Source organism: Bacillota bacterium, assembly GCA_009711825.1.
Taxonomy (GTDB): Bacteria; Bacillota; Proteinivoracia; order UBA4975; family VEMY01; genus VEMY01.
Genome location: VEMY01000077.1, coordinates 1 through 8,695, shown reverse-complemented (window position 1 = coordinate 8,695; position 8,695 = coordinate 1). Strand labels below are relative to the sequence as shown.

The 8,695-nt window shown below is 50.6% G+C and carries 12 protein-coding genes; 3 read left to right on the top strand and 9 right to left on the bottom strand.

Translation table 11 applies throughout. The features are described 5' to 3' along the window. The first annotated feature begins 241 nt into the window (after positions 1–241). A complete protein-coding gene (locus FH749_16185; GenBank protein ID MTI96982.1) occupies positions 242–811 on the top strand; it encodes a hypothetical protein in 570 nt (189 codons plus the stop codon). Positions 812–877: 66 nt separating this feature from the next. Here FH749_16185 and FH749_16180 read toward each other — a convergent pair whose 3' ends face one another. The 4 genes from FH749_16180 to FH749_16165 all read right to left on the bottom strand — a co-directional run bounded on the left by FH749_16180 (position 878) and on the right by FH749_16165 (position 3,902). Beyond that, a complete protein-coding gene (locus FH749_16180; GenBank protein MTI96981.1) occupies positions 878–1,972 on the bottom strand; it encodes a hypothetical protein in 1,095 nt (364 codons plus the stop codon). 140 nt (positions 1,973–2,112) lie between these two features. Next, the gene (locus FH749_16175) at positions 2,113–2,520 is read right to left on the bottom strand and encodes a PIN domain nuclease (protein MTI96980.1); all 408 of its coding nucleotides are present in this window, start codon (positions 2,518–2,520) and stop codon (positions 2,113–2,115) included. Further along, the gene (locus tag FH749_16170; GenBank protein ID MTI96979.1) at positions 2,507–2,722 is read right to left on the bottom strand and encodes a type II toxin-antitoxin system VapB family antitoxin; all 216 of its coding nucleotides are present in this window, start codon (positions 2,720–2,722) and stop codon (positions 2,507–2,509) included. Before FH749_16170 ends, FH749_16175 begins: the two co-directional genes overlap by 14 nt. 319 nt (positions 2,723–3,041) lie before the next feature. Further along, positions 3,042–3,902: a radical SAM protein gene (locus tag FH749_16165; protein ID MTI96978.1), complete on the bottom strand. Its 861-nt coding sequence runs from the start codon at positions 3,900–3,902 to the stop codon at positions 3,042–3,044. Positions 3,903–4,261: 359 nt separating this feature from the next. Here FH749_16165 and FH749_16160 point away from each other — a divergent pair, with 359 nt between their 5' ends. Both FH749_16160 and FH749_16155 read left to right on the top strand, forming a co-directional pair. Continuing rightward, positions 4,262–5,017, top strand: a complete 756-nt coding sequence (locus FH749_16160) for a DNA-binding protein (protein MTI96977.1) — start codon at positions 4,262–4,264, stop codon at positions 5,015–5,017. A gap of 279 nt (positions 5,018–5,296) precedes the next feature. After that, positions 5,297–5,521, top strand: a complete 225-nt coding sequence (locus FH749_16155; protein ID MTI96976.1) for a hypothetical protein — start codon at positions 5,297–5,299, stop codon at positions 5,519–5,521. 151 nt (positions 5,522–5,672) lie between these two features. Here the strand turns inward: FH749_16155 and FH749_16150 are convergent, their stop codons facing one another. The 5 genes from FH749_16150 to FH749_16130 all read right to left on the bottom strand — a co-directional run bounded on the left by FH749_16150 (position 5,673) and on the right by FH749_16130 (position 8,621). Continuing rightward, positions 5,673–6,401, bottom strand: coding sequence for a hypothetical protein (locus FH749_16150; protein ID MTI96975.1), 729 nt, complete (start codon positions 6,399–6,401; stop codon positions 5,673–5,675). Then, the gene (locus FH749_16145; GenBank protein MTI96974.1) at positions 6,398–6,955 is read right to left on the bottom strand and encodes an ABC transporter permease; all 558 of its coding nucleotides are present in this window, start codon (positions 6,953–6,955) and stop codon (positions 6,398–6,400) included. Before FH749_16145 ends, FH749_16150 begins: the two co-directional genes overlap by 4 nt. Before the next feature lie 145 nt (positions 6,956–7,100). Beyond that, on the bottom strand, positions 7,101–7,952 hold the full coding sequence (locus FH749_16140; GenBank protein ID MTI96973.1) for an ABC transporter ATP-binding protein: 852 nt from the start codon (positions 7,950–7,952) through the stop codon (positions 7,101–7,103). Next, complete coding sequence (locus FH749_16135; protein ID MTI96972.1) at positions 7,945–8,235, bottom strand: hypothetical protein; 291 nt, start codon at positions 8,233–8,235, stop codon at positions 7,945–7,947. Before FH749_16135 ends, FH749_16140 begins: the two co-directional genes overlap by 8 nt. After that, the gene (locus tag FH749_16130) at positions 8,232–8,621 is read right to left on the bottom strand and encodes a helix-turn-helix transcriptional regulator (protein MTI96971.1); all 390 of its coding nucleotides are present in this window, start codon (positions 8,619–8,621) and stop codon (positions 8,232–8,234) included. Before FH749_16130 ends, FH749_16135 begins: the two co-directional genes overlap by 4 nt. Positions 8,622–8,695: the final 74 nt, after the last annotated feature.

The window sequence follows — 8,695 nt, the reverse complement described above, 5'->3', positions numbered from 1 at the left end:
ATAACAACGTTCCACTTTACCAGGGCGGCAGCAATTTCACCCGACAAGCCTTAAAAGGCTTAAATAGCATTACCGCTATTTAAGCATACGAGGTTCTTCAAAAAACCTACAATGACTTGACACGATCACAAGTAACAAAATATTTTACATTTTTCTACTAATTTAGTATACTAATGTGAGAGCTGGTGGGATAAAAATCTGGTTCCCAAGAAACAAAACTGGTAGAGGGGAAGGGAGCGCTATGAGAAAGGTTTCGTTAATCATCTGTTTGCTCGTTGCCGCAACCATGGTTATTAGCGGGTGTAGTGAAGGTACAGATATGGAACGGTTAGAGGGAAAAGTAACAGAACTGGACAACAAATACCCGAATGCAGATTTCATGCTCCACGTCCATCCGGACTATCCGATTGTGCTGGCCACCACTGACTACCTGGAAATCCCGGGATCCGATGACCGGCCGCCAGATATATTTGTTACGTACGCACAGAATAAAAGCGACCTTGATGCTGGCCAAATTAGCGCAGTGGAAGAACAATTGGGAGACGACCTATTATATGGACCTTACGAGGGTGAAGCTGTTGCAAAGCTCAATTACCGTCCCATAGCCTATGCTTTTTCAGACGCTACAGATATCTGGGAATTTAATGGCATCGAAATAGAGTATACCGTCAATGAAGAGGCTTCTGTACTATTTGCCGGCATCGAACTCCAACAGGGCGGGTATTTTATCGAGTTTTACCTGAAGGATGGGTTTGACGAAGAAGACGCAAAATCATTTATACAGTTCCTGTTAACCGACCTTAATCTCTAAGATCAACTTAATCATCACAAACAACAAAGGGGCTGACCGCGGTCAGCCCCTTTGACATGTACTTTTTTATTCCGCTCCAGGCAGCGGAATCTCCCAGTCGCCCCGAACAACAACTTGTGCTTCGCTTGCCCGCACTTTCACGGGGTCGAAAGAATCCAGGGAGACCCCATAGAATTCCTCTGCACCTGTCATACCCCAGCGCGGCCGGTCTAATTCATGGGTATTCCCATCGGCATCGACAGCCGTCCACTCGCTAAAGGCCCGAATATCGCCCTCAAACTTAAAACCCAGCTCCAGGATATCTTTTGAGTTCCAGATTTCTCCGTTTGTCCGCCAGGCAGCCAGTTGCAATCCCGGATCAAGCTCTTGTCGTTTGCCGACACTGTCAGGAGTAAACTCCACATCCACCAGCTCACGTCTGCCAAGAACGGGAATGACCATCTGCAAATCCTCTGTGTCCTTGGGCCACTCAAACACCGCGTATGACCGCCAGACGTCTTCCTCTATCATTTCCCCTTTTCTGAAGGAGCTGTTGAATTGATTTCCTTTTGAATCAAGCAGATAAATATGCTCATCATTGCGGACTGTTCCACCCAGGGAGCCGCCGCCAGCGATTGTGTATTCAACCAACATTTGTGTCGGCGTATACACAACTCTATGGGCCTCCACAGAAACACCTTCCATAGTCCACCGGTATTCCAGGGGATATTCCCGGGAAACACGACTGATTTCCTCCCTGTCCACAGTTACACTGGCCTGCAGGTCGCTTTTCAACTTACCGCCACTTCTCAGTTGTAAAGTCACGGAGTTTTCACCCTCTGGCAACGGGTCGGTATGGGCCATGCCCACTTTACCCAACGGGGTGTCCACGGGGGAATCATGCCAGGAAAAAGAGCCCTCGCCATTTACTGCAGAAATGTGCGCCCCGGCACCCTCAGCGTCCACTCCTTCGACCAGGTATACCACAGTAGTCATGACCGGGTCGGCAACAGTTCCCAGGACGGTCAACCTGACACCATCTGCTTCCACGGAAATCCGCTCATCGCTCATATAGCCGTTCTCATACGCCCAAGCCAAACCGGCATCTTTTAAAACCAGCTGCTCGACCCATTCGCCGAGAATTGCTTTTGGCGCCGAAAAGTTGCAATTAATTCCCCGCACCCTACTTTCTCGTCAAACCGAGACATCAAAACCCACAACGCAATTTCAGTTATGAAGAACAAGCCTAATCATTAACACAAAGAAAGCCCCCGTCGACTCAATGTCAACGAGGACATTGTAATTGGCTGAACCCAGATTAGTTAAATTGTGGTTAAGATCTTCAGCTCGGGGAGAACTTCGGCCAAGTAATCAAAGTCGCTGTCATCATGCAAAAGCGCCAAGTCATTCTCAATAGCAATTAGAGCAATCAAACAATCCAATGTACAACCCAGCGTGATGCCCCGGCGCCGCAAAGTATAGTATGCCGTAGCTGCCTCATTGTATATAACTAATTCAGAGCGCGGATAGTATATCGTTTGCGAGGATAAATACTCCTTTAATTGAATCAGCTCAGATTCATCACGGGCACCCTGTAATACCTCCTGATAAGTAAAAACACTGATGCCAAAGGGGATGTCCCGGGAAATAATTTTATCAAACAATAGCGCTTTGCTACCCTCATGCCCCTTCATATAGCCAATAAGAACCGAAGTATCAACCAGAATCATTTCTGCGGCCCTTTCTCAGAGACTTATAATCGTAGTTATCCGCAAAACGTATCTTACCTCTGAGATCACTTAAATCTTTCCTGGTGCGACGGTTTACGTATTCCGTAAGAGCTTCACGGACAACATCCTTTTTTGTGTTCAGACCAGAGAGCTTCATGGCCTTTTCCATTAGTTCATCGTCAATGACTATATTGGTGCGCATGAACTTACACCTCCATATACACATCATAATACACACTAAGTAATGTGTCAACACTTCCACCCGACTACGACCCCGTCTTTGAATGGGATAACACGACCCGCCCCTGCAACACTCGCTCACCGACCGAATTTATTACAGTTGTGTACAGCTGAATTCAGTTATATCCGAAGGTGGAGGTGATCTTTATGACTATGCTAACGGCCCAGGCACTGGCAGAAGCCATACATCACAGTGGAGACCATTCTGGCGCTATACCCGGCCGAGGCCGGGTTTATTGAATAACGGAGTATATTTTTCACTACGGGCAAGCGCTGCTGGCTTAGGTGGTCTGGGCCAGTTTTTCCCGCATGGGTGCCATATAGCTTTTGGAAAGCCTATACTTGTCCCGGAGCCTGTTCACCATCTCATAGAGATCGGTTTTGTAATCCTTGCCGGCTCCACCCCGGGTATAGAGGGCCCTAATCTTGCAAGATGCTTCAGGGAATTGTTGGTCAAGGAAACTGAAGAAATGCTGCTTTGTCGGTCCCCGTAAATACATAGTCCCGGGCAGGACATAATGGACCTTGGCCAGGGCTGCCTCTTTGAACATAGTTTCAAAGTTCCACTCATTATCCGTTATATAAGGAATTATCGGCATTACATGCAGGCCGGTGGAGGCATTTGTCTTCCGGAACTCCCTCAGCACCCGGAACCTGTCCAAGCTTGGTCTGCTGCCAGGCTCCAGTTTTTCCCGCACTGCTTCATCCATGGTGGTTATAGTTGCAGCAACATTGATATAGGTAATTCGGGAAAGTTCGTCAATTAAGTCATAATCCCTAAGGATGAGATCAGACTTGGTGGAGATGATGGCCGGGGTTTTGTACTTAATCAACAGTCTTAGGAGTTCGGGCATCAATTGGCGCTCCGCCTCAGCCGGCTGATAGCTGTCTGTAACCCCGCCGATATTCACAACTTCCCGCTGCCAAGACGGGGCCTTTAAGTCCCTCTCCAGGAGCTCAACTATGTTTTCCTTTACGTAGATATCCTCAAAGTAATCCTTATCTCCCAGGTACTTATGGGAATAAATGGCGTAACAGTACTGGCAGGAGTGGGCGCAGCCCCTGTAAATGTTAAGATCCCAACCATAGGGCACCTTTCTTTTAAGCTTAGTTAAAGCGCTTTTCACCACAATAGACTCCATATGTTCACCCCCACTGTTTTTTGCAGCATAACCTTGGGCGGGCAGGCTCCTTGTCCTCAAGCTCCGTTCCCTTTTTAGCACGTAGACAGGACCCTGTTCCCTCGCCCCCTCGAATTAATCCTGCAGGCCGGTCGACCCTAAATTGCGGTTAAAATCTTCAGTTCGGGGAGAACTTCGGCCAAGTAATCAATGCACACATCGTAATACACATGGAATAAAGTGTCAACAAGTCCACCCGACCACGACCCCGTCTATCGAAAAACATAAGCCGTCTCCTGCAACAATCAACTACAGATCCGAGTTTATTACAGTTGCGTACAGATTACTTCAGTTATATACTGAAGGTGGAGGTGATCTTTATGGCCTTGCTAACGGCCCAGGCCCTGGCAGAAGCCCTGAACGTCACAGTGGATACCATCTGGCGCTATACAAAGCAAAAGCGCATTCCCTTCATTGACTTAGGCGATCGGCAGTACCGCTATGACCTGGAGCAAGTGCTCCAGGCTCTCCAAGAAGTCCGGGAACAAAAATGCCCATACCAGCCGGTGCCAGACAAATCCTATACCTACCGGGACTATTTGCTCTTGCCTGAGGAACAGGGATTTCGTTTCGAGATCCTGGAGGGGGAACTGATAAAAGATCCCTCGCCCTCCGTCATCCATCAGCTGGTCTTGAATAGATTAAACTCCCTCATGAACAGTTATTTTTTAGTGCACGACCCCCAGGGCCTACTGCTCTGTGCTCCCATGGACACTACTTTTGGCCAACAGACTGTTGTCCAGCCCGACCTCCTCTATATTTCCTCCGACCGTACCGATATAGTCCGTAAACAACGGATTGTCGGACCGCCAGACCTGGTGGTAGAAATCATCTCCCCCGGCAGCAAACGCAAAGACCGCGTGTGCAAGCTTAATATTTACCTCCGGGCCGGGGTCAACCACTTCTGGCTGGTGGACCCCGAGGAAAAGACCATGGAGTGTTTCGCCCTCAGGGACGGCAACTACGCTCTTACAGCATCGGGATTAGACTCAGATTTGATTAAGCCCCCCGATTTTCAGGACTTGACCATCGACCTCTCGCTGTTGTGGGAGGGGTTAGATACAATTCCCGATTAAGATCACCCAAAACAAAGCCAAGCAGAAGCTTGTGACCGGACGTAAGGGTGCGGAGAAAAAACCAGCCAAGACGACAGTTGTTACCGTTGACCACGAACACTAGTTCTGATACATTTTAATCAGGAGTTATGTCAATATTTTACAAGGGAGTGTCGATATGTCACTGGCCTTGGCGCCTTCAGCACCTGGGCAAGCAAGATACTCGCCAAAGAGTTGCCAAGCGAACAACAGGAACAACTTGAAGCGATATTAACCAGCAACACAGGGGAGGTGGGAACGATGATTTCCAATATCGAGCGAATCATCAGGGAAACCAGAGTCAAGGACAAATCTTTGGGAAAAGCGGAAGGGAAAGAAGAAGGCAAGGCAGAAGGGTTGTTACTGGCCAAAAAACAAACTGCCCGCAATGCCCTCAGGATGGGGCTCAGCGTCAAGCAGACTTCCAAGGTAACCGAGCTTCCCTTGTCCGAAGTGGAAGCTCTGAAGAAAGAGCTTGTCAACTGAACAAGTATATACGGACTCAAAAGGGCTGCTTCTCAGCTTATGCTGATAGGCAGCCCTTTCTCTTAGGCCACTCACGCTGCAGGCATCCACTCCCGCAACTGACATTACCTTCGACTCCGCAGAACGTGTAATTCCTAACTACCACAGACTATCAGCCAGCCCGCCTATTAAACAGGAACCTCAAACCCACAATCCAAGCAATGTGCACAACCACCCCGGCGAAGATATAGACCCAGAATAATCTCCCCTCCCCGTAGCCGGCTACAAAGGCCATGACCGGCCAATAGGTTGGCATCAAGCCCGCCGGTAAGTGCCACCACCCCTGGAGCAGGTATGCGGCAATCGGGCCCCACATTATTACCCCAGAGGCCTTGGCCACCGCCAACCCCTCTACCTTGTTACTGGCAAAGGAGGATATCAGCAGGGCATAGAGGGGCGCTCCCAGGGCAGCAAGCAAAGTCACCGGCGCCACCACACCCAGGCGCAGAGGGACAATCCCCATCACAAGCAGCGTCAACGGAGTGAGCACACACCCAATAACCACCGGAGTGAAGAGCCGCCAGGCCAGGTAGCCCTCCCGAGTCAGGGGCGTTACAGAGATATAGGAAAGTATTCTCTCATCCCGGTCATCGAGAATCTGCAAACCGGCCAGGGCCCCCAGCATCATCGGAGTCATCAAGAGAGCCACTGCAACAATGAAAACATGGTGCTCCTCCAGGTCAAAGCCTGCTTGCACCGCCAAGAGCTCTGTGGCAAAGGGAACTGCCAAGCGGACAAACACCGCCACAAGCAAGGGGACGAAGATCGTTATAAGCAGCATGAAGTCCCTGGTGATGCTGCGCCATTCCGACTTGGCCAGGGCTTGAAGCTTCTTCTTCATGCCTTACCCCCTCCCCCCCGGATGATATAGCGCTCCAGCACCTTCCTGGCCAGATACCAGGCGCCCAACACCCAAACAACCAAAACAGTCAAGCTGTATACAACCTGCCAAACACTGAGCCCGGTCAGTGAACCATCAATTAAGAGCAGCGAACCGGTGGTGGGGAGCAGGTAGAACAGAAAAGAGTCAACCAAGCCCAGGTAATGCAAAATCGGCAAATTAAACCCCACGATATAGAGCGGCGACATCACCAGAAACACCGGCAGACTCTTAAACTGCAGGGCGGGAGCAAAACCGGCCAGGGTAAAGAGCATGGCGGTCAGGAATACCCCCAAAATTACGTACAAGGGATTGACCCACCTGCCGAGACCGACGACTATAATCAACAGACTGCTGGCTGTGGAAATAACCCCCAGAGATAAAGCCTTAGCCGCCAGGTATTCATTGACCCGCAGGGGCGTGGAGAAGACACCTGCATACAGGTTCTGGCCCCGCTCCAGCATGACCAGGGCCCCGATGGTGAAATAGCCCAGCACTGCCGGGTCAGATAGCACAATTATCGCAGCCCCGGTAGGCGCGCATCTGCCGGCACCAGGCGTAGCAAGATAGCATAGAGCACAGTAAAAAGCAGGTAGACATGGTAAAACCCGTGGCGGAACTGAAACCTCATATCATACTTGACGGCAGACAGTACCCGCCTCATGACAGCTTCCTGCCCGTCACCTGGATGAATATATCCTCAAGTGTGGCTTCCTGGGTGTGGATGGTCCGTATCTTCTTCTCCCGGAGCAAGGCCAAAAAGCCATCATCATTACCAAGCCCATCCAGGTCAAACTCCTGAAACTCCTTACCACGACCGTTATACTCCACCCGAACCCGCTGCTGACCCATGCGCACTTTCAGCTCATCGGGGGAGTCGGTAAGGGCCAGATCGCCGTCCACGATAAAGGCCAACCGGTCACAAATGGACTCGGCCACCTCCATATTGTGGGTGGTGATAAATATAGTCTTGCCCGCTTCCTTATAGGACAAGATGATGTCCTTGATGTTCCGGGCATTGGCCGGGTCCAGGCCCGAAGTGGGCTCATCAAAAAACAGCACATCGGGCTTGTTCAAGAGGGCCCGGACAAAGTTCAGGCGCATCTTCATACCCTTGGACCACTTCTCCACCCGGGTATTGCCATGCTGCTCCAGCCCCACCATCGCCAAAAGCTCCCGGGGATCTTCGGTCTCGCCGCTGTACATCGAGCGGAAGAAGTCCAGATTCTCCAGGCCGGTAAACTTGGCATACAGGTTGGGCAGCTCAAAGGAAACGCCAATGCGCTCATAGTAATTGGGAGTTGTGCCAGAGAGCTCCTGCCCCAACACCTTAACGCTGCCGACATAATCCTTCAGTATGCCTACAAGGATGTTCTGGGTTGTGCTTTTTCCTGCCCCTGAGGGCCCCAGAAACCCAAAAATCTCCCCAGGCTGAACCATAAAGTTCAGCCCCAGCAGGGTCTTTTCTTTATTCCCGGGATAGGTGAACTGCAAGTCGCGAACTTCAATCATTGTCCCTCTCCTCTCGAACCAAACCACCAGCCACCAGATCGGCCAGTAGGTCAACTACGTCAGAAAAAATCTCCTCGCCAATCTCCTTTTTGTGCAGGGCCAGCAAAAAAATCCCCCGCAACAATCCGGAGACCACATCCACATTATGAACAGCCATCTGCCCAATATCTTGCCAGTGGCGAATCAAGGGGGAAAGAGTATTCTTGTCCCGCTCAATATGCCCGCGAATCTTCTCCTCCGGCAACTTGCGCAGCACCCGCTGGTAAACCTCGGGGTCCATCATTGGCGAAGAAGCGAATTCTCCTCTGCAATGGCAACTCCTTCAACCAGAAGCTGCTTCAACTTGGAGCGGGTCAAATCCCCGGACAAAAGCGAAGCGAAATGCACATGAATCCGCTTCTCTTCCTCTTCCATAACAGCAAACAGCAGCTCTTCCTTGGAGTCGAAGAAACTGTAGAAGGACCCGGGGGCAATCCCCACCGCCCTGGCCAGCTCCGCAACCCCTGTCCGCTTAAGACCATATGCACCAAACATCTCCCGGCCCTTCTCCAGAAGAGCAGACCGAATTGCCTCTTTCTCCTTGTCACTGAATGCCCGAGCCATGCAATCACCCCTGACTGGCATTGTACAGTGGTAGACACAGCAAAGGCCTAAAAAAGCCCATGACACAGGGGCTAACCCGTCATGAGCCTAAAAACGTGTTGTGACTACAATATTTACTGTTTTGGACTAGGAAACTCGAC

What these genes read in the sequence shown, in the direction of transcription:
- FH749_16185 (MTI96982.1), top strand. Translation starts at nt 242, where the DNA reads ATGAGAAAGGTTTCGTTAATCATCTGTTTGCTCGTTGCCGCAACCATG.
- FH749_16175 (MTI96980.1), bottom strand. Translation starts at nt 2,520, where the DNA reads ATGATTCTGGTTGATACTTCGGTTCTTATTGGCTATATGAAGGGGCAT.
- FH749_16170 (MTI96979.1), bottom strand. Translation starts at nt 2,722, where the DNA reads ATGCGCACCAATATAGTCATTGACGATGAACTAATGGAAAAGGCCATG.
- FH749_16165 (MTI96978.1), bottom strand. Translation starts at nt 3,902, where the DNA reads ATGGAGTCTATTGTGGTGAAAAGCGCTTTAACTAAGCTTAAAAGAAAG.
- FH749_16160 (MTI96977.1), top strand. Translation starts at nt 4,262, where the DNA reads ATGGCCTTGCTAACGGCCCAGGCCCTGGCAGAAGCCCTGAACGTCACA.
- FH749_16155 (MTI96976.1), top strand. Translation starts at nt 5,297, where the DNA reads ATGATTTCCAATATCGAGCGAATCATCAGGGAAACCAGAGTCAAGGAC.
- FH749_16150 (MTI96975.1), bottom strand. Translation starts at nt 6,401, where the DNA reads ATGAAGAAGAAGCTTCAAGCCCTGGCCAAGTCGGAATGGCGCAGCATC.
- FH749_16140 (MTI96973.1), bottom strand. Translation starts at nt 7,952, where the DNA reads ATGATTGAAGTTCGCGACTTGCAGTTCACCTATCCCGGGAATAAAGAA.
- FH749_16135 (MTI96972.1), bottom strand. Translation starts at nt 8,235, where the DNA reads ATGATGGACCCCGAGGTTTACCAGCGGGTGCTGCGCAAGTTGCCGGAG.